Genomic DNA, 21,261 nt, shown 5'->3' with positions numbered 1-21,261 from the left:
ATTGAAACCTTAAGCCTTATATTTCCTCATAAACTGAGTAGGGGTCATTCCGGAGCTTTTCCGGAAGACTCTTACGAAGTAGGAATATTCTTCATATCCTAGTCTAAAAGCTATTTCCACAAGGCTTTCATCAAGGTACATCAACATTCTTTTAGCTTCCAGCACTACCCTTTCTGTGATGACTTCTGTAGCTGTTTTCTGAACCACCGTCTGTACAATTCTGTTCAAATGTTTCGATGAAATTCCCAATAAGTCTGCATAGTAAGCTATAGATTTGTGTTCTGTAAAATGTTGTTCAACAAGGTTTTCAAAATCCTGATAATGTTTAAAGTAAGAAAGTCCTGCCGTGGATGCCAATGTATCAAAATCCCTTGAAAACAATCGTGTTGCATTAATAAAGATTTGTGACATTAAGGAGAGCACAAGACCATTCTTCATAATATTTTTAGAAAAATGTTCCTTGCCTAGCTCCTGAAACAGATGAATGTTTTCTTTCAACTCTAAAGTATTCAGTTGAAGTTTCCTTGGAAAAGATACGGATCCGAAGAAAGGGAAATTCCTCAGCTTCTGATTTACATAATGCATTTCATAAAACTCTTGTGAACAAAAGAAAATATATCCCTCAATATCCGCAGAAAGTTCCCAACTATGAATTTGCCCGGGTGACAGAAAGAAAAGACTTCCCTCTGAAACCTCATATTTTTGAAAATCAATCTCATGAGCACCGTTCCCTCCTGTAAAAAGAACTGCAGCATAAAAATCATGCCTGTGGGGTCTCTCTATATGCCTGTGTCCCACAACAAGGTGGTTTTTCATGGTATTAAAATAAAAATCCGAAGGATTCTTACCATTCTGAAAAAGATCAATATGAAGAACGGAAATAGAGTTCATCCTATGTTTTAATAAGGAAAGTGATTGATTAAACGATGCATAAAAGTACTATAAATAAAGTCAAATGACAAGTTTCAACATGAAAAAAGGACCGACAGCTGCCGATCCTTTTTTATAAAGTTTAATGATTCTTATTTTATAATCAATTTACTGTTATATATTCCTTTTGAAGAATTGATGCTAATTACATATACTCCTTTAGGTGCATTTACATTAAATTCTTTGGTATTGTTACCTTCACTTTGGTAAGCTGAAGAATAAATTAATCTTCCACTTGAGTCAAACATTGTTACTTTCAATTCTCCTTTTATATTTTGAGATTTGATAAAGAATTTGCCATCAGTTGGATTAGGATAAATTTTAATATCATCCGCTAAAGGAGAAGAAATCTCTTTGGTTCCTAAAGTCTGAGTAGTACGGGTACATACTTGAAGACTCCAACCATTAATATTTCCCGTATCCCCCGTATAATTATCAGAAGCAAATAACTTCCATTGTCCTTGTGCCGGATGTCCTATAAAAACTCCAAGTGCTTCATTAGACTTCACTTCTCCTTGAATAGGTGTAGCACAAGTCGCTGCAGCTCCCGCATCGCTGAAAGTCGCAATGATATTATCCTGAGAAGTACATTGTCTATTCCAGACAAGAGCAGATGTTCCCATAGGTCCCTCTATTCCAACTGACAGGTCTTTTACATAGGTATGCGTAATGGAAGGTGTTACCTTAATTTTAGTAATGATTCCTGGATTATTAACCGTCAAAGGAGCGGAGACTGGAGGTGATGCAATAGCAGCATCTCCTCCAGGGCCATCTTTAATAGCCACAACAGGACCCCCATAAGTATATGTTGTACAGGCTTCCCCTTCTACTGTATAATCAATCACAAAGCTAGGACTTACAGCATAATAAATATTTCCTACTGCTTCTACCATAATAAATGCATTGGCAGAAGTAGAACCTGCCGGAATTGTAATTTGTTCACTTCCGTCATTAGGCGTATTGGCTGCAATAGTAGTAAAGGTTTGTCCCCCGTCTTTAGATAATTTAATATTTACATTAGCAGTACTCACAGGTGCCTGGGCTGTATTAGCTACATCCCATACCACATTGAATACTGAACCTGAAGTTGCAGACTGTCCAAATGCAGGAGCAGTAACTTTAAATGGTCCTGAAGCTGCATCTACAACTATTGACATTGCATCATTACTTGTTTGGGGAGCTGCAATACTATTATTTCTTACAGTCAATGCAAAGTTAAGATTTCGTCCTACTCCTGAAACAGTTTCCCATTTTGTAGTAAGAACACCTGCTAAAACTTTATTAAAGTCAGGGAAATATCTTACGGGAGTACTTACTGGATTCAAAGATCTGAACGTAGGACCCGTTGGTTTATTTAGATAAGGAATTGAATTAGATCCGGTCTGAGAAGAACCTGAATCCATTTGTTCCCATGTATAAGTATAAGAAGCAGTATTTGCATCTGTTGAAGTTCCTTTGAGTACAAATGCCGTAGATTTTGGAATGGTATAATCTGCTCCGGCATTCACCGATGGTGCAGGATTCGAAAAAGGAGTGTTTACACCACAGGCAATACTATTTATTCTGTCTTTGATCTCTTGTACACTAAACCCATGAAAATAATCATTGGAATTGAATTGCACATCATAATTGGCTGTAATTCCTGTATAAGCCATGATAGTAGATCCACTACCCGGCTCCACCAATGAAGCTAGGTTTCCAGATGCTGCACTATAACTGAATGAATGATTAGCACCTAGTTGATGTCCCATTTCATGAGCTACATAGTCAATATCAAAGCCATCTCCCTCAGGGAAATTACTGGCTGTCCATCCCATAGCCTTAGAAGCATCGTCGCAAATATCTCCGGGAGCATATCCGTTTCCGTCTTCTCTATCAAAAATGTGCCCCATATCATAATTGGCAGCACCTATAATATTGGTAATCGTAGTCTGGCCCGCTTGGTTCTGTTCATCTGATGCGGTATAAGGATCTGAAGCTGGATCTATATAAATTATCGCATCATTATTAGCAACCAGATTAAAATGAAAAGAAAGATCTTTTTCAAAAACACTGTTCAAACGTGTTAAAGATGCATTCATCGCTGCTAGAACCACTCCTTTCTTCTGAGCTTCCGTTGCTGTAGCAGGTGTTCCCGCAGCCGTCAGATGATACTGAGCATATTCCCCTGTACAGGTAATGGCAAGCCTGAAAACATTAAACCCTGCTGTTCTTCTATTGGCAGCATTGTTTTTTTTTTCAGATTTGTTTAATTCCTGCTTGCTGGGTGTAGCACATTCAAAAGGCTCTTTATCCTGCCCTCTTCTTGCATTGGAATCAAAAACAGCATAAACCGTTCTGTCCTCAGTATAAGGTTCAATAAATTCTGATATACCGGAACGTGTTATCATAGAAGAAAACCCAACCGGAGATAAGCTGAATCTTAAATATACTGTAGGGTCTTCTAATGCTGTTCCTACATAAGATTTAATATCAGGAAACTTGGCTTGTAATTCCGGAGCCATATTGGAAAACTCCCAAACCTGGAATTTCTCCAGTCTCCCATTAGACGTAGGAAGTGTCACAATCACTCCTTTGTCATTTGAAAAGCGCGCTGGTGCATTTTTTAAGGCTTGCTTCAGCTGATCTGTATTCAGTGTGTAAAGCCCTGCAAATTCTAATTTTTCTTGTGATTTTTTTACATTTTGAGACCTAAGCTCAGTTCTTGTCCACTGAGAAAACCCTAAAAATGGAATCATCAGTGACAAAATAAAGAAATAATGTTTCATGTCATAATAAGTTTTGTGTTTCACGAAATTACATAAAAAAAACAGATATTAGTTTTTTTTCACATAATTATGAATAAAAAATTAATATTTCAACCCAAAACCTTTCTAATCCTTTGAAAGATATATTTGGAGAATGATTTAAAAAATTTTTATCTTTGAAGTTTAGGAGTCATTAAAATGAAAATAAACTTACCTGATAAACTGTATTACTCTATAGGAGAAGTAGCCAAGGCATTCGATGTAAATACTTCATTAATACGTTATTGGGAACAGGAATTTCCTATCATTAAACCTAAAAAAAACAGAAAAGGAAACCGATACTTCACTCCTGAAGACATCAAAAACCTGCAAATGATTTACCATTTGGTGAAAGAAAAGGGATATACTCTGGATGGAGCACGTGTTGCTTTAACTACCAACAGTAAAATTTCCGAAACAATTACCATTATTGATCGTCTTGAATTTGTAAAAGCTGAACTTTTAAAATTGAAAGAATCTTTAGGAGAAAGAGATTCTGAATAACTCTTCAAGCTCAAATATTCGAAAAGGATATTCCTTGTTTTTCTAGTTCAGATCGTCTTTAAACAATTCTAAATTAAGGATATAAAAGTGTAATTTTAAATAAATTACACTTATTTTATATTCTAAAATTAACCAATTCACCTGTCGCCATTGCCCCGTTTTGTTTTTATCGATATGTTTACCATATGATGAGAAAAAACTATTACCAAAAATTGGCTTTTATGGTTATTTTATTGACCATTCTATTGATTTTTCAGAAATATACCAGCAGAAGCAGAGATCCTTTCCCTGATATAAAATTTATTGCCGGATCCTCGATTCCTAAAAACGTATCAGATTTTGATCCTAATGTCTTAAATAAAGAGCAATGGGAGAAACTTGGGTTTTCTGAAAAACAGATCATCACAATTCTTAAATATAAGGATGTGGTGGGTGGAACTTTTACCTCAAAAGAACAGTTGAAGAAATGTTATGCAATTTCGGAGGAAAAATTTAAGGAACTGGAATCCTTTATTCTTCTTCCTGATAACGGTAAAATAAATAATCCCAAGTATTCTAATCATTTTGAAAAGAAAGAAATTTCTGTTTCCGGAAAATTTAATCCTGACTTATTCACCTCTCATGACTGGGCAAAAATGGGATTCAGTGAACGGCAGTCGGAAGCTATTTTAAAATACAAAAGTTATCTTGGAGGAAGCTTTATCAGCAAAGAGAAGTTTAAAGAATGTTTTATTATTTCTCCTGAAAACTACAGAAAGCTAGAACCTTATCTACTATTGCCTTTAAAAACACCTGAAAAGTTTAAGACTTTCGTTAGCTATCCAGAGAAAATAAAAGTACAATATCATCCCTTTGATCCAAACAGCATGAATATTGATGGCTGGAAAGCATTGGGTTTTTCCGAAAAGCAAGCCAATACTATTGTGAATTACCGTGACAGAAATCTACATGGCAGCTTTAAAAATCTAGACGATATTCAGAAATGCTTTGTTATTTCTGCAAAGAAGTTTCAGGAACTGCGACCTTATATTAAGCTCAATCCTGTGGAGGTAAAACAGGAAAAAACAGATTTTTCAAAAACCGATCTTAATATGATTACCTTTAAACAACTTATAGAGTTTGGACTGGATGAAAAAAGTGCAGGTTCAATTATTGGTTTTAGAAAGAAATTGAGAGGTTTCGTGAATAAACAACAAATTTTAACCACTTATAATATTGATAAAGATCTGGTTCAAAAGTTAATCTCCATAGCTCCATTGGATGCTTCAACAGTACCTAGGTATTCTTTAACTGAGGCTCCTGAGGAATGGCTGAAAGATCATCCTTATTTTAAATATTCTGCCGATAAAATCATTTTCTACCGAACATCCTATCCCGATGACAAGAAAATCTGGAAGTTTTTAAAGTTGAAGCCAGAATATGAGGAAAGGATGAAATTATACGTAAAATAACCTGGATAAAAATAAAAAACTGAACTTCAGATATCAATTTATATCCGGTAAAAACTATTCCAAAAAATCTAACTTTTTGGAATAGTTTATCACCTGAAATATTATTCTAGATTTTAATGATGCATATAATTGCTGGGACCATTGGTTCCTTCAATTGATTCTGGAAGTATTCCGTATCGGGTACGTAAATTGACAGTCCCTAAATTTTGTCCGGTGTTGATATCAATTATATTAATAGTCCCGGAATTTAAGTTAGGTATATTCAGTAAATTATTTTGTACTGCTACTACTTCTTTTCCGGATTTGGTTTTGAAGAAAGCCATATGATGTGCTCCTTTATCTGCGTTAAAAGTCTTCAACAACTTTAGTTGAGGAAGATTACTTAAATCAAAGACAAGCACTTTTCCGGGATCTGCAAAACTCACATAAAGTTTATTTGTATCGTCAATGTACATTTCAAGAGTCCAACCTAAACCTTGTGTGCTTCCGTCAAATACTTTACTAAAAGCATCGTATTTTTTGGTTGTAGCATTGTAGGGAGCAATCCAGATATCACCTCCAAGCATGGTTGTAGCAAGGGCGTATTGTGGAAATTTCCCTCTTAACAATAAAGTCTCAACAGGAGCAGACATATCTGTTGGTGAATCTGCAACCTGATAAGTTTCCTTTATTTCATAGGTATTTAGATCTAATAAAGTACAGGTATTTCCTACTCCGGTAGTAAGATCCGGATGAATGGTTGAAGTTACCATCATTAATCCTTTATCTTCATTAATTGAAATACCATGCGGATACATTATAAACTTATTGGGGTTATCTTGAATTGGTGCTTTAATCGTTTTGATAAGATGATTATTATTGGCATTAAAAACACCGATACTACCATCTTTTGGACCTCCTGCCCCTCCCATAAAGGTCATGAAGTACCTCCCGTCATTGGTGAAAAATAAATTTTCTCCTACAGTATTCTCCCCCGTATCAATAGGCGTCGAACTAATTAATTTTGGCAGTCCGTTTTGATCTACTCCCGTTTTCACCTCATAGAGATAACTACCCCCTAAAGCAGTTGTGTATAATTTTTTTGCATTATTACTATAATAAAGGTGATGTGGTAATACACCAATACCCAATTCTAGTTTACTACTAATATTTCCAAAATTGGGGGCTTCGGGATCTAGCTCTATTACAGCAATTCCGTCTGATAATCCATTTAAACTTCTGTAATCAATGTAAAAGGAGGAATCATGTGGCTGCTCACCATTGTGGTTATCATTTTGACAATTGGTAAAAATTACTAAAACAGCAAATAAAAGAACTGTATTAAATTTTAATTTCATGATTTTCTGGTTATAGTTGTGTCTATTGTAAATATAATATAATTTCTCTGAAAAATAAAATATATTACACCAATATGTGAAAAATCATTAAATAACTACAATTCAATTACATTTCCAGTGGCATTACTAGAAAGTAAGAAATTAAAAATGGTAAGGTTTATTATTTGTCTTAGTCGATCGTTTTGCTAGAATCTTCCAGCAAATCATTTAGAGTACTAAGTTCTTCGTCCGTAAGATCTCTCCATTTTCCTATTGGAAGATCCAGCTTCATATTCATGATACGAATTCTCTTTAGCTTTTTTACTTCGTAGCCAAGATATTCGCACATCCTACGGATCTGTCTGTTGAGCCCTTGGGTAAGAATAATCCTGAAGTTCATTTCATCAATCTTCTCAACCTCACATTTTTTAGTTACTGTATCGAGGATAGGAACTCCATTTCTCATTTTCTCCAAAAACCTAGGAGTAATTGGCTTGTCTACACGCACCAGATATTCTTTTTCGTGATTATTTCTGGCACGTAGAATTTTATTTACGATATCACCATCATTGGTTAAAAGAATAAGTCCTTCACTTGGCTTATCTAACCTCCCGATCGGGAAAATCCTTTTGGGATAGTTAATATAATCTACAATATTATTCTTTTCGCGTTTAGTATCTGTAGTACAAACAATTCCCACAGGTTTATTGAATGCAATATAAACCGGTTTTTCCTGAGGTTCTCTGACAGGTTTTCCATCTACTTCTACCAAGTCATCATCAGAAACCTTGGTTCCAAGTTCAGGAATTTTACCGTTAATCTTTATTCGGCCTTCCTCCAACAGTTTATCTGCTGCTCTTCTTGAACAATAGCCTACTTCTGATAAATATTTATTGATACGTGTCTTTTCCATTAGTCTTGTCCGTAACCGTTATAATTTTTATTACTGAAAATAATAACTCCATAGTTTAATCCATGAAATAGTTTTATTTTCATGATTCCAGAAATCTAAAATCATTGCTTAAAAACTGATCTGTAGCATCTTCAATTTTGTAATCGCCAATTTTTGTTCGTCTTAATTGTGTAAGATAAGCTCCTACTCCCAATTCCTGCCCAATATCATGAGCCAGACTTCTGATGTAGGTCCCCTTTGAGCAGCCTACGGTAAAGCTTATCAAAGGAAAATCTATTGTAATATCTTTAAGATAATGGATGGTTGTCTTTCTGGACTTCATCTCTACTTCCTCTCCTGCCCTTGCCAGATTATAGGCTCTTTCACCATCAATCTTTATCGCGGAATAAACCGGTGGTTTCTGTTCAATTTCACCAACAAACTTTTCCAGAACTTCCTTTACCTGATCTTCAGTGATATTTGAAATATCCTGATGAAGAATTTCCGGTTTTTCAGTATCATAAGATTCTGTTTGTACCCCTATTTTGATCTCTGTCCAATATTCCTTAGGAGCATCCTGAATTTCAGGGATCTTTTTAGTGAATTTTCCACAGCATACAATCAGAAGACCTGTTGCTCTTGGATCCAGAGTTCCGGCATGGCCAATTTTAAATTTTTTGGGAAGATCAAATTCCCTTTTAAGTTTATATTTCATTTTATTGACAGCCTGGAAAGAGGTCCAGTCCAAAGGCTTATCCAATAAAAATATATGTCCTGATTTCAGTTCTTCAGCAGTCATGAATGGATATAATGAATGTTTTTTATTTAAAGAAATAAAAATAGATTAGTAAAGCTATTCCCACAAAAATACGGTACCATCCCCAAGGTTTGAAACCATACTTATTAAGTACTCCAATGAAAGCCTTGATTGCAATAAGTGCTACAATAAATGCTACTACATTCCCTACTACAAAGATCATAATATGATCCTGCGACGCCATAATCATTTCATATCCTTTCTGCGGATTGGCAGTTTCCTTTCCCCATGTTTTTACAAAAACAGAGTATACAGTTACAGCCAACATGGTAGGAACAGCAAGGAAAAAAGAAAATTCAGCGGCTGCTTTTCTGGTAAGCCCCTGTGTCATTCCTCCAATAATGGATGCAGCACTACGGCTTGTTCCCGGCATCATTGCAAGACATTGCCAGAATCCTATGGTTATAGCTTTTCTTATTGTAATTCCTTTTTCATCATCAATTTTAGGGTTCTTAAACCATTTGTCGGCAAATAGTAAAATAACACCACCTAGCACCAATACTGAAGAAATAGCAATCTGATTTCCAAGAACAGCTTCAATTTTATCATCGAATAAATATCCTAAAACCAATGCAGGAACTACTGCAAAAGCTAACTTAAAATAAAACTGAATATTATTTAAATCGAAAAACTTTTTCCAATAGGCTACAACGACAGATAAAATTGCTCCAAACTGAATGGAAACCTGGAACATTTTCAAAAATTCTGTTTCTTCCAGTCCCATAAGATTTGCTGTAAACCCCATGTGTGCTGTAGAAGAAATAGGAAGATATTCTGTTAATCCCTCTACAATGGCAATAATGATTGCTTTGATTAAATCCATAATCTTTAAAAATTAAAAGATTAAGAGATCCGGATCTTCAGAATATATTCTAAATTTCCTAATCTCTTAATCTCTAAATATAAATTATAATTATTTTCTTTTTAAAATAGCGTATACTTCTATTGCAAACCCTATTACAACAAATAGCGGAGCTATTCTGATTCTTCTGATGGAAAAAATACCGTCATTCCATGAGTTCGGATCAAATTTACCGTCTACAGTATTAGCATCAGGCCCCATCATCAGAAGAAATCCAACAACAATAAATGCTAATCCTATCAACATCCATTTGAAATTCTGCTGTCCAAAATAGAATGCATTTTCCGGTGTTGCTTTTGCTTCGTTTCCGAAATCTGAAGCTGAAATTTTATTTATTTTTTTGCTCATTTTTAAGAGTAGTATAAATCGTCAACGTTTGATTTTAAGAATCTCCATGTAGCGAAAATAGTACTTAAGACAGAAATAAAGATTCCTACTCCTAATACTAAGATAACTAACCAGAAATACTGATTGTTGTCCTGTACGAAAGCTGAGCCAATCTGGCTTGTGAAGTAATACCAGACACCACCTAATGCAAGAAGACCAATCACAGAACCAATGGCTCCCAAAATAATTGCCTCAATGATAAACGGCTTAAGAATAAATCTTCTTTTTGCTCCTACCAGCTGCATGGTCTTAATAATGAACCTTTTGGAGAATATTTTCAGACGAATAGAGTTGTTAATCAATACAACAGCTAATACTAAAAACAACACTGAAAATCCTAGAATCCATTTTAAGATTCTGCTCAGGTTATTGTAAACATCGACCATCAAGGTACTGTCATTTTTAACATCTATAATCCCCGGAACAGATTTAATCGCCTTGATGGCTTCATCTATCTTTGTAGGATCTACATATTCAGGTTTTAAAGCTACCTCAATGGATGAAGGGAAAATATTTTCCTCAAACAAGGCATCACTATCAATCCCCATACTTTTCTTGGCTTCCTTAGCAGCCATGCTTCTTGAGATGTAGGTTGCTTTTTTTACAGGAGCTAACGTCTGTACCTTTTTAAAAGTTTCTTCCTCAAGTTTTGCAATCTTTACAGAATCTTTAGCATCATAATTTTCATCAAAGTAGGCGTTCACCACCAATTGCTCCTTGATATAGTCGGAATATTTCTGGGCATTGATTAAAATAAGCCCCATTAATCCCAACAAAAATAACACTAAGGCAATACTTATCACTACTGTAATATTGCTGGACCGAAGCCTTTTCTTATTAAATTCATCTACAGATTTAGCCATTAATATTAAAATTTTTGGCTAAAATAGAAAAAATCTTCCGAAATTTGGGACGAAATAAAGAAAATCATTGTTAATAAAATCATAAAAAACCTTGAGTGTAAAAGCAAAAAAACATCTTGGACAGCACTTCCTGACAGATGAAAATATCGCAAGAAAAATCGTAGAAGGTCTTAGTTTTGAGAACTATAATAATATTATGGAGGTGGGTCCCGGCATGGGGGTTCTTACCAAATATCTTCTTGAAAAGGACCAAACCATTTACCTTGCAGAAATTGATACAGAATCCATCGAGTATCTGAAAAACAACTATTCTAAGGTTACAGAAGATACCTTTGTAGGAGATTTTTTGAAGCAGGATTTTAATTTTATCAAGGATGAACAGATTGCCATTATTGGTAATTTCCCGTATAATATTTCATCACAGATATTATTCCAGATTGTGGATCACTATGAGCTGATTCCTGAAATGGTGGGAATGTTCCAGAAAGAGGTTGCACAAAGAACAGCTGCAGTACCCAGAACTAAAGATTACGGTATTCTTTCGGTTCTTATACAGGCTTACTACGATGTATCTTATATGTTTACCGTTCATGAGAATGTATTCAACCCGCCGCCAAAAGTAAAGTCCGGTGTTATCAGACTTACAAGAAATCCAAAGGAGGGCTTGGCAGGCAATGAGGTTCTCTTTAAGCAAATTGTAAAAACAGGATTTAACCAGAGAAGAAAAAAACTTTCTAATGCATTGAAAGCTTTAAATATCCCTGAAGCTTTAAAAGGTCACGAATTTTTAGACAAAAGAGCAGAAGAACTTAGTGTGTCTGATTTTATTCATTTTGCAAATCTTTGGAAAGAAAACCAATAGAAATATAACAAAAAAACTCCTATATCAGGAGCTTTTTTAATGGTAACTTTATAAAGAAAGCCTTTCAAATGAAAGGCTTTCTTTTTTTTATTCTCTGTTTTTCAACATGATCCATCCGGACCAGTTCATCTGAGTTTTTGATTTTGGATATTCAAAATTGAACTTATACCAATAGGTTGCTGAAGGTAATCTTTTACCTGCTACTGTTCCATTCCATGTTGGATTTTCTTTTGAAAACTTGAACATTTCCACTCCATATCTATCGTAAATAGAACCTGTAAAGTTTTTAAACTGGCCAAGAGCTTTCAGATCCAATACATCATTAATTCCGTCATCGTTAGGGGTAATGATATTGTTAATCTGTAATGTAAAGAAATCAAAGGTTCCTACACAATGAGTCCCCACTCTTCTTACAAGAATCGTATAGTTTGTATTATCTAAAAGACCCGTAAATGTATTAGACTGCTGCCATGTAATTCCGTTATCAATAGAATATTCAAGACTACTTGGTGTATTGTTCATTGGTGGGTTTTCTGCCATCACTGTCAATGTCTTTTTAGTACTCTCGTAGTCTAATCCAACTACATAAGGAGTAGCTGCACCCATTACCTTAACAGGGAAGCTTTTTTTACAGAATCCATTATCAATCTCAACAGTATAAATTCCCCACTGATTTACGTTAATCTTTTGAGTAGTTGCACCAGTACTCCATAGATATTTATAGTTAGGTCCCGCTCCGGCATCAAGAGTAACCTGATCTCCAACACACATTTCAACGTCTGTTAAAGGTGTTGTGATTTCAGGAGTTACTTCTATTCTTATTGTTGCAGGGTTAAGAGATTTACATCCCTTTGCCCCAATAGCATATACTGTAAATGTTGTACTTTGATATAAGGTAACATCCTGCATATTGCCTGTTCCCGGAAAGTTGCTCCACAAATAAGTATCTCCACCTTCTGCCGTAAGCGTTACAGTTTCTCCCGGACATATTTTTATACTTGAAGCCTTAACCTTTGTTGTTGGCGTTGCTTCTTTCAAGAGTTTCAATTCAACCATCTTGCTGCAGAAACCACCATTTGAAACCACTACATACAAAATCTGACCATCATTACCGTTGTAATTCAAGATGTTCTGAATGTTATTGTTGTTTTGTGCAAGCGCGTCTGCCTGTTGTTCATAAAACTTGAAAACAGCACCAGGAGTTGGACTGATGGACGGTTTGATTGTACTTAAATCGAAGGTTGTAATATCCGGAGTGGTACAAAGTAGCATTGTTGCATCATTTGCCTGTGGAGTTGTTCCTCCATGAATTTCAATTGAAGCTTTCCCCGGACATGGATTTCCTGGCACACTCACCTCAATGGTGTAAGTTCCCGGCTGCAATGCTGTAATTGTATTGGTTGTAGCATTAGGTACTAGAGTACCATTGTAATACCATTGGTAAATTAAATTAGGGTCACTTACAGAAGCTGTAATTACCTGAGGTACATTATCACACACATTAATGTCAGAAGGCAATTTTGCGCCTCCAGGGCCTAATAGGTCTACCCCAATATTGAAAGACCCTCCTTCCAAAAATACGGCTGTATCATAACTATGGTCACTATAATCGGCAATTACCATTTTGAAATGATATTGCTGTCCCGCCACTACATCTGCAATAGCTGTAAGCGGAACTGTTCTTCCATTAAAATTCGTTTCAACGTTCCCTGTATTGTATCCACCAAAATACTGGGCATTAACAGCCCCGCAGCTTGATCCTATTGCAGGGTGAATATTGGTAACACTTACCGGTCCTGCTCCTCCCGGTAAAATAGCCATATTCACATAAGGTCCACCTGAAGTAGGTCTAAGTAATATTGCGAAAGCATCTGCAAAGGTACAAGGGAATGAACCTGTATATTCTTCGGATGCTAATAAATAGTTAAATTTAATTTGTGAAGTGGTAGGTACAAAGTCGAATTCCAGAAGTACAGCATCATTAAGCTTAGTTTCTACTACTCCAATAATCTGCGCTAAATCTGCATCAGATCCACCTCCATTAACATCATTAAGGGCTCCCTCAAAACTATTACCGGCTCTTCTTGCAAATCCGGTAGTAAGTATAATTCCATCCTTGAAAGGAAAATTAGTGGTTGCCTTATGAAAGTATCCCCAAGCTCTATCTGCATCCCCTACCGCGTGGTTAGGAGTAATCTTTACATTGGTTACATTTGGAGTAACACAAGTATTGGTTCCCGATGAGATTAGTACATCCTTTACTAATTTTTCTATACTATAATTGGTCTCCAAATACCCTGCAGCATTCACATCAATAAAGGCTCCAGCTCTTCTGGATTGAGCAGTACTTTGCTCCCTTACTGGTTTTCTGGGATATTGGGTTTGTGAAAATAAAAAAGTCGAAATGACTAAAAAAAATAAACAAAGCGGTAGATGTCTTCTCATAATATTTTTGTTTCAACAAATTTAATTTTTTTTTAAATATCCCATACACATATTTGTGTTTTTTATAATAAAAAGAACAAAAATATCACTTCTTGCAATCAATTTTTCATTAACAAAACCCTTTAAATAAATGATAGTAAACATTAAACCTTATTTTATCAAATTTATATCTTTCCTAAAATAAATCACAAAGATGATTAGTCTTTATTGCTAAAAAACACAAAACCTTTCATTTCTGAAAGGTTTTGTTAATTATTTTCTATTCATCAAAGAATTTAGTTTCTATTTTTCAAAAGTATCCATCCTGAGCGTTGTTCCAATTTCTTGTTTGCCGGATTTTCCCACTGAACCTGATACCAATACGTACCGGTTGGCAGATTGATTCCTTTTAATGATCCTCTCCAGATCACATCTCCTTTTGAAGCCTTGAAGACTTCCGCTCCATACCTATCAAAAATTGAAGCTGAAAAATCTTTATATCCACTGATTCCCGTAAAATCTATGGTATCATTAATCCCATCCATATTAGGGGTAATGGCATTGTTAAGTACAAATGTGAAGTAATCTAATGAAGTGCCACATTTAGCATTTTTCACTCTTACCATTAAATGATAGGTTGTATTATTCAAAATACCGGTAAACACGTTTGAGCTCTGCCATGTCAACCCTCCATCAATAGAGTATTCCAGAGTTCCTCCTGTTGGGTTACTTGCTGTAAGGGTAAGAGTAGTCTTTTCATGAACAACATTCGTAAACTGAGGAAGATCAGGATTAACTAACTGTGCTGTAAATACTTTAGAGCAAACTCCGTTACTAATGGTTACAGAATAGGTACCTGGAGCATTTGTTGTTATTGTTCTGGTAGTTGCTCCTGTATTCCATAGGTAGGTATAGTTAGGTCCGGCTCCGGCATCTAAAGTACCATTATCTCCGGCACATACATACACATTCTCCAAGGTTGAAACTATGGCAGGAACTACCTCAATGGTTACTTCAGCAGCCTTCACAGAGCTACATCCATTTCCACCCAATGCATATACAGAATAGATAGTGGTAACTGTAGGAGTCACCACTTGGGTGTTACCATTTCCTGTAAGACCAACCCAATTATAGGTGAATCCTCCGGTAGCGGTAAGGGTTACCGATTCTCCGGCACATATTTTTAATTTTGACGCTGATAGTCCTGCGATAGGTGGTCCTACCTGAACAGTAACCGTTGCAGGGGTTGCAGACACACATCCGTTAGCTCCTACTGCATATACAGTATATACTGTGTTAAGCGTTGGTGATACTACCTGCGTATTCCCGGTTCCTATAAGACCATTCCCCCATTGGTAGGTTGTTCCTCCTGAAGCCGTTAATGTTACCGATTCTCCAACACATATACGAGGTTGTGATGATACTAGCGCGGCAACAGGGGCTGCTGTATCTTGGGTTACAGTAACCGTTGCAGTATAAGGACAGCTTAAATTTCCTGGTTGTGAAACATTAGTAACTGTTAATGTATATGTTCCTCCAGCACTTACAACCGGAGTAAGTGTGGTAGATCCTGAAACGATATTTCCTCCAACTGTAGTCCACGAAATTGTAGAGCCAGTCGGTATTACAGAAGTTGAGGCATTAAGGGTAACCTGAGGCGTTGTACAAGTAACCGTTTGTGGAGTAGCAATAGTTAATGTTGTTTCAGCAGTTCTCAGCAATTGAAGAGAAACCACATAACTACACCCTCCGTTGCTCACCAATACATAGATTGTCTGGTTAGCCGAAAGAGGTGTATATGCTGTAGCACCTGTAATAAAATTACCATTGGCAGCATTGGCATCAGCCTGATTTACATAATAAGTAAATGTAACTCCTGAAGCGCTGGTGATCTGGCTCTGAGCCTCTGTAAGGTTAAAAGTTAACCCTGGTTGATAACATTTATGCAGAATGGCATTTTGTGCTGTAAACGGCTCTGATACTTCAATCGTTAAGGTAGCTGGATTTGGAGATACACATCCATTGGATCCTACCGCAGTCACTGTATAAGTAGTAGTAACTGTAGGTGACACTACCTGTGTATTTCCGTTTCCTGGAAGACCTCCACCCCAATTGTAGGTAGCTCCTCCTGAAGCGGTTAATGTGATTGACTCTCCCTTACATATTTTAACCTTAGTTGCTGTAAGTAATGGATTGGGTGGTGCACTGTTTCCGGTAACCACTACATTTCCGACTGCTGTACAACTAACATTACCAGGCTGATAAACTTGTGATATAGTCAAAGTATATGTTCCGGGTGCATTGATGACAGGATTCAGGGTATTTCCACCCGAAACAATGTTCCCTCCTGTCGTTACCCAATTGAATGTTGCTCCCGAAGGATACACTGAAGCTGTGGCATCCAGCGTTATTTGAGAATTAGTACAAGTTAAAGCTACAGGAGGCACAATAGACACGGTCATCTGTGGAGCCTTTACCAGTTGTAATTCTGCCACCTTAGCACAGAAACCACTTCCCACTCTCACATAGACAGTCTGCCCTCCCGGACTAGGATAAGCTGCAGGAGTAGGAATTGTATTGGCATTTCCTGCATTGGCATCTGCCAGTGTGGTATAATAGGAAAAATTAGCCCCTGGTGTTGTACTTATTGAAGGTTGTGCTATTGGTAAATTAAAAGTAGCATTTCCTGTTGTATAACATGCTGTGAGTGTAGCATTCTGTACTGTAGGAGAAGTTCCGCCAACAACAGTAATTGTTGCTTCTCCCGGACAAGAACTTCCCTGAATATACACTTTAACGGTGTAAGTTCCGGGTTGTGTTGCTGTATAACTTGGATTAACTTCTCCCGGAATAGGGTTATTATTTAAAAACCACTGATACGTCACGTTAGGTTCCTGAACAGATGCAGTAAAGGTTTGTGGTGTATTATCACACATATTCACAGAAGCTGGAAGCTGTACTCCTCCCGGACCTAGAATTTTCACTCCAATATCAAATGATCCGGCTTCTAAAAATACTGCCGAATCGAAATTAGGATCCTGAAAATCTGCCAGCACCATTTTGAAATGATACTTCTGTCCCGGAATCACAGCTGCCTTTGCTGTTAAAGGAATTGTACGGCCATTAAAGTTGGTTTCTATCTGAGCTGTATTTGTTCCGCCATAATAGGCTTCATTTTTAGGACCACAAGTAGGGGGAAATGCCGGGTGAATATTAGTTACACTCACAGGGCCTGCTCCTCCAGGAAGCACTGCCATATTGGTATAGGTAGGATCTCCCACCTTTTTCAGTAATAAGGCAAAACCATCCGTAATATTACATGGGAAATTTTGCTGATATTCCTTGGATGCAAATAAATATTTAAAGGTAACTTCTGAGGAAACAGCTACAAAGTCGAACTCTATAAATGTAGCATTTGTAAGAAAAGTATTATCAATATTCAGGGCAGTGGCCAAATCCATGTCGCCACCTGTTGCCAGATCATCACTCAGATCACCAAGAAAAGAATTTCCGGCTTTATTTGCATATCCTGTAGAAAGAATAATCCCTTTATTGAATGGGAAGTTCGTCCCTGCTTTATTAAAAAAGCCCCAGCTTCGGTTCTGATTACCGGGTTGCAGGTTAGGAGATACAACAACATTGCTCACATTAGCACTGGCACACCCTCCTCCTGATATAAGAACATCCTTTACCAACTGCGTAATACTATAACCAGATTCAGGATAAGCGGGAGTATTCACGTCTATAAAAGCGCCCGCTCTTAAAGTGGCTGCGCTGGGCCTTCTGAGTTCCCCTACTTTTCCTCTGTTCTGAGCAAAAATAAAGCTTCCCATAAAAGCAAAAAATAACGCCAAAAATAAATTCCCTGTCCTCCTATTTAACATTTTATATTATTTTAAACAAAAATACTATTTTTTTTGATTGAAATTCAGTTTAACACAATTTACATTATTACTAATGCAAATTTATTTATGATAGAATATCAACTCTATTTATTTAAGAATAATAAAAAAAGACTGACAAAACAGCCAGTCTTTTAATTATCGTTTAAAATTATTCTATATTCTTAAGCAATATCCATCCGGTTTTCACGGTAAGAAGCTTGCTTGCAGGATCTTCATAAGTGATTTGATACCAATAGGATGCTGTTGGCAATCGTTTTCCCTGGAAATAACCATCCCAATAAGGTCTGATTTTTTCTGCTTTAAATACTTCTTTTCCATAACGGTCGAAAACCTTACCACTGAAATCCTTATATCCGCTCACTCCTCTGAAATCAATAATATCATTGATATTATCTCCGTTGGGAGTAATTACATTTTTCATTACAAAGGTAAAGAACTCCAGATAGCCTTCACAGCTTGTATACTTAACCCTTACACGTATAGTGATCACCTTATTTTTAGGTACATTGGTAAATACATTGGATGATTGCCATGTAATCCCGTTATCTATTGAATATTCCAGTATACCATTGCTTGGATTGCTTGCTGTAAGAACTATAGTTCCTTTATCATTATAATCAACGTTTGTAACTTCGGGAATAACAGCCTTAATCACATCTGTTTTAAATTCTTTGGAGCAAACTCCATTACTGATTGTTACTTTATACTCTCCTGGTTTATCTACAGTAATGGTCTGGCTGGTTTGTCCTGTACTCCATTCATAGGTATATCCGGGACCTGAACCTGCATCTAACAGAATTCTATCTCCTTGGCAGATATGTCCTCCTTTTAGTGTAGAAACAATAGCAGGAACCACTTCTATAGTAACCTGTGCCGGCTGTAATGATTTACAACCTTGCGCCCCGATAGCATACACAATATAGGTAGTGGTTTTAGTAGGACTCACAGTCCTGATTCCTCCTGTAGTAGGGTTATCACTCCATTCATAAGTTACTCCGCCAGATGCGGTTAATAGAACTGATTCGCCTACACAAATCTTTAATTTTGCGGCATTAAGTTTCACGATAGGAGTTTCTTCTTTTCTTAATGTAAGGGTTGCTATTTTACTACAAAATGCCCCATTGGAAACAAGAACATACAATACCTGGCCATCTGTACCATTATAGTTTGTCAGATTAGGAATATAGCTATTATTTTGAGCTTGCGCATCCGCCTGATTAAGGTAAAAACGGAATATTGAATTCGGTGTTGTACTGATCATAGACTGTGCAGCCAATAGATCAAATGTACTAAGTGTAGGGGTAGTACAAAGTTTCAGTACTGCATTTTGTACCGTAGGGCTTGTTCCGCCAATAATCTTAATAGTAGCTTCTCCCGGACATTGATTTCCCGGAATCATTACTTTTATAGTATACACCCCTGGCTGGGTGGCAACATAAATAGCATTGGTAGCACCAGGAATTAAAACTCCATCCTTATACCATTGAAAAGTCATCCCCGGAATGGTAGCCAGCTGAGCCTTTAACGACTTTGGTGTATTGTCACACATATTAATGGTTCCCGGTAACCCTACTCCGGTTTCATCCACAATTTTGATACCTATATCAAATGATCCTCCCTCAAGGAAGACCGCAGAGTCATGTCCATTATCTTTTGCATCTGCCAGTACCATTTTAAAATGATAGGTTTGTCCAGGAATTACATCTGCAATCGCAGTCAAAGGAACTGTTTTTCCATAATAATTAAAGCCAACATGCGGATTATTCATTCCTCCAAAATAAACCTCATTGATGGGCCCGCAAGAGAAACCGTTACCAGCAGGCACAATATTCGTTGCACTTACAGGTCCTGCACTACCCGGTAATACAGCTAGGTTGGTATAGGTAGGATCGCCGACTTTTTTTAGAAGAAGTGCAAAAGCATCCGAATAACCACCCGTACAAGGATAATCTGAATCATATTCTTCCGAAGCAAAAATATAATTGAATTTTACCTGAGTAGAATTGGGAACAAAATCAAATTCAAGAGCTACAGCATCTTTCAGCTCCACGGTAGGATTGGTAGCAGCCACAAGATCCGGATCACTTCCCGTACCTATGGTTTTACCCAGTAATCCTATAAAACTATTCCCAGCCTCTTTGGCATGTCCTGTTGTGAGTACAATTCCATCTGTAAAAGGAAAAGTTGCCGTTCCTTTATTGAAGTACCCCCAAAACCTGTTATCATTATCGGCAGCATGGTTTGGGCTCACCGTAACATTAGTGACATTGGCTGTGGTACAAGTGGATCCGCCATTAATTAAAATCTCTTTTACCAGTTGTTCAGGAGAGTAATTTGAAGCAGCATAAGGAGGAACATTTACATCTATAAATGTTCCAGCTCTCAAACTTTCCGTAGAAGGTTTCTTTCTTATCTTCTTTCTTTCAGGTGTAATCTGAGAAAAGACAGAAATAGAAGCCAGTAAAAACGTTAAAAGAAAAAAGTAGTTTTTTAATCTATAATTCAACATTTTAAATTCATTTGTTCAAATGTAGCAAAAATAACGACAACAAATCAGCATTTCAGGCACTTATCTTTTAATTTAATGTAATAATCATAAAAAATATACATTATCATTAAATTTTACATAAACAATACTTATCTTTTAATTATAAAGAAACAGACCAATAAATATTGATCTGTTTGCTTATTCTTCTTAAATAATAATGATTTTCAGGACTAATTATTCATTGTTTTTTAATTGCTCAATCTCATTTTTTAGTTGAGTAATAATATCCTTTAAAGCCTTTATTTCGTTTTTATTAGAGCTTACATTACTTTTTAGGATTACATTTTTTGCTCTTTCAATATGATCCTCTTCTTCCTCTTCCTCATTGATCTCCTCAATATCTTCACTGATCTCTTCAATGTCCTCCTGAATATCTTCTATGTCTTCATTAATCTCCTCAATATCCTCCTGAATATCTTCAATATCTTCACTAATTTCCTCGATATCTTCCTGAATATCTTCAATTTTTTCGTGGCTTTTATTAACAGACATCTGAATAAAGATTGCCAGATAAATAGCTTCCAAAGAAAGAACTGTAGTAAGAATAAGAAGCATCTTATCAAATTCTACAAGATGTATCATAGGAAGCAAAAACGAAGTAAAAAAAAGTAAGGTATGCACAATCAAAGATTGAATAGATCCAATCCATGAAGTAACACGGTCTGCTATCTTCTCAAGAACTTCTGTTTTTTCGTTATATTTTTTCATCATTTC

15 protein-coding genes are annotated in these 21,261 nt (G+C 36.4%); 3 read left to right on the top strand and 12 right to left on the bottom strand.

Annotated features, from left to right (window positions below; all coding sequences use genetic code 11):
• Window positions 1-9: 9 nt before the first annotated feature.
• Together EG359_RS21510 and EG359_RS21505 are read right to left on the bottom strand one after the other, a co-directional pair.
• A complete protein-coding gene (locus EG359_RS21510) occupies window positions 10-891 on the bottom strand; it encodes an AraC family transcriptional regulator (protein WP_076353885.1) in 882 nt (293 codons plus the stop codon).
• Window positions 892-1,022: 131 nt separating this feature from the next.
• Window positions 1,023-3,698, bottom strand: coding sequence for a zinc-dependent metalloprotease (locus EG359_RS21505; protein ID WP_076353883.1), 2,676 nt, complete (start codon window positions 3,696-3,698; stop codon window positions 1,023-1,025).
• 177 nt (window positions 3,699-3,875) lie between these two features.
• On the opposite strand from EG359_RS21505, the gene EG359_RS21500 reads away from it, so the two are divergent.
• Together EG359_RS21500 and EG359_RS21495 are read left to right on the top strand one after the other, a co-directional pair.
• Window positions 3,876-4,220 carry a MerR family transcriptional regulator gene (locus tag EG359_RS21500; RefSeq protein WP_076353881.1) on the top strand — a complete coding sequence of 115 codons (345 nt, stop codon included), beginning with the start codon at window positions 3,876-3,878 and terminating at the stop codon, window positions 4,218-4,220.
• 221 nt (window positions 4,221-4,441) lie between these two features.
• On the top strand, window positions 4,442-5,671 hold the full coding sequence (locus tag EG359_RS21495) for a helix-hairpin-helix domain-containing protein (protein ID WP_228435036.1): 1,230 nt from the start codon (window positions 4,442-4,444) through the stop codon (window positions 5,669-5,671).
• Between the two features lie 113 nt (window positions 5,672-5,784).
• Here EG359_RS21495 and EG359_RS21490 read toward each other — a convergent pair whose 3' ends face one another.
• The 6 genes from EG359_RS21490 to EG359_RS21465 form a co-directional block, all read right to left on the bottom strand.
• Window positions 5,785-7,008, bottom strand: coding sequence for a YncE family protein (locus tag EG359_RS21490; protein ID WP_076353874.1), 1,224 nt, complete (start codon window positions 7,006-7,008; stop codon window positions 5,785-5,787).
• Window positions 7,009-7,177: 169 nt separating this feature from the next.
• Window positions 7,178-7,900 carry a 23S rRNA pseudouridine(2604) synthase RluF gene (gene rluF, locus EG359_RS21485; protein WP_076353872.1) on the bottom strand — a complete coding sequence of 241 codons (723 nt, stop codon included), beginning with the start codon at window positions 7,898-7,900 and terminating at the stop codon, window positions 7,178-7,180.
• A gap of 79 nt (window positions 7,901-7,979) precedes the next feature.
• Window positions 7,980-8,678, bottom strand: a complete 699-nt coding sequence (gene truB, locus EG359_RS21480) for a tRNA pseudouridine(55) synthase TruB (protein WP_076353870.1) — start codon at window positions 8,676-8,678, stop codon at window positions 7,980-7,982.
• Window positions 8,679-8,700: 22 nt separating this feature from the next.
• Entirely contained in the window at window positions 8,701-9,519 is an 819-nt protein-coding gene (locus tag EG359_RS21475; RefSeq protein ID WP_076353868.1) for an undecaprenyl-diphosphate phosphatase, read from the bottom strand.
• A 90-nt stretch (window positions 9,520-9,609) separates the two neighbouring features.
• Window positions 9,610-9,906, bottom strand: a complete 297-nt coding sequence (locus EG359_RS21470; protein WP_076353866.1) for a DUF3098 domain-containing protein — start codon at window positions 9,904-9,906, stop codon at window positions 9,610-9,612.
• Between the two features lie 2 nt (window positions 9,907-9,908).
• Complete coding sequence (locus tag EG359_RS21465; protein WP_076353864.1) at window positions 9,909-10,808, bottom strand: cell division protein FtsX; 900 nt, start codon at window positions 10,806-10,808, stop codon at window positions 9,909-9,911.
• Between the two features lie 91 nt (window positions 10,809-10,899).
• On the opposite strand from EG359_RS21465, the gene rsmA reads away from it, so the two are divergent.
• Window positions 10,900-11,670: a 16S rRNA (adenine(1518)-N(6)/adenine(1519)-N(6))-dimethyltransferase RsmA gene (rsmA, locus tag EG359_RS21460; RefSeq protein ID WP_076353862.1), complete on the top strand. Its 771-nt coding sequence runs from the start codon at window positions 10,900-10,902 to the stop codon at window positions 11,668-11,670.
• Window positions 11,671-11,757: 87 nt separating this feature from the next.
• Here rsmA and EG359_RS21455 read toward each other — a convergent pair whose 3' ends face one another.
• The 4 genes from EG359_RS21455 to EG359_RS21440 form a co-directional block, all read right to left on the bottom strand.
• Window positions 11,758-14,115, bottom strand: a complete 2,358-nt coding sequence (locus EG359_RS21455; RefSeq protein WP_076353860.1) for a choice-of-anchor L domain-containing protein — start codon at window positions 14,113-14,115, stop codon at window positions 11,758-11,760.
• Window positions 14,116-14,390: 275 nt separating this feature from the next.
• Window positions 14,391-17,978 carry a choice-of-anchor L domain-containing protein gene (locus tag EG359_RS21450; RefSeq protein WP_076353858.1) on the bottom strand — a complete coding sequence of 1,196 codons (3,588 nt, stop codon included), beginning with the start codon at window positions 17,976-17,978 and terminating at the stop codon, window positions 14,391-14,393.
• 169 nt (window positions 17,979-18,147) lie between these two features.
• Complete coding sequence (locus EG359_RS21445; protein WP_076353856.1) at window positions 18,148-20,508, bottom strand: choice-of-anchor L domain-containing protein; 2,361 nt, start codon at window positions 20,506-20,508, stop codon at window positions 18,148-18,150.
• Between the two features lie 213 nt (window positions 20,509-20,721).
• A complete protein-coding gene (locus tag EG359_RS21440; RefSeq protein WP_084180404.1) occupies window positions 20,722-21,255 on the bottom strand; it encodes a DUF1003 domain-containing protein in 534 nt (177 codons plus the stop codon).
• Between the last annotated feature and the right edge of the window lie 6 nt (window positions 21,256-21,261).

Origin of the sequence: Chryseobacterium joostei, assembly GCF_003815775.1 — a bacterium.
Classification (GTDB): Bacteria; Bacteroidota; Bacteroidia; order Flavobacteriales; family Weeksellaceae; genus Chryseobacterium; species Chryseobacterium joostei.
This window is presented reverse-complemented; position numbering and strand designations above follow the sequence as displayed.